The 652-nt window shown below is 73.3% G+C and carries 1 protein-coding gene; it reads left to right on the forward strand.

The annotated features are described in order from the left end of the window. On the forward strand, window positions 1–652 hold a 652-nt coding region (locus tag V9U70_RS00105; protein WP_336672319.1), incomplete at both ends, for a DUF2637 domain-containing protein.

Consider the following 652-nt stretch of genomic DNA (forward strand, 5'->3'; position numbering starts at 1 on the left):
CCTGGTCGGGGCCGCTGTCCACGCGGTCGCACCGCTCCTTCTGATCGTCACCGCAGAGACCGGACTCGCCTACCGGCGCGCCATCACCTCCGCCCAGAGCGCCCGTGAAGCCGAGCTCAAGGCCGAGCGGGCAGAGCGCGAGCAAGCCGCCAACGAGCGCCGCGAGGCACAGGAGCGGCGGGCCCGTGAGGAGCGCGAGCATACGGCCCAGTTGGCCCGTGAACAGCGCGAGCACGAAGCGCTGATCGCCCGTGAACAGACCGCCCGAGAGGAAGCCGCACGGCGGGAGGAGCGTGAGCGGGCGGAGGCTCGGGAGCGGGCTGAGCGTGAGGCCCGTGAACGCCGTGAACAGATGCGTGAACAGCAGCAGGCCGAGCGTGAACGCCTCGAACGCGAGGCCACCCAACGGCGCGAGCTGGAAGCCCGGGAGCGGGAAGCCCGTGAGCGCCGCGAGCGCGAGCGTGAACAGCAGCAGGCCGAGCGTGAACGCCAGGCGCTGCTGGCCGCCGGCCCCGCCGTGGAGAAGCAGGACGAGGCCCGCGCGCGGGCCACGGTCCGGGCCGCGTTCGACGCCGGGCTTCCCGTCCGTACGGCTGCCGAGCTGTGCGGCTGGTCGGTCGGCTGGGTCTCCACCCGCTACCAGGAACACCGC

Origin of the sequence: Streptomyces pratensis (genome assembly GCF_037137275.1) — a bacterium.
Lineage (GTDB): Bacteria > Actinomycetota > Actinomycetes > Streptomycetales > Streptomycetaceae > Streptomyces > Streptomyces pratensis_B.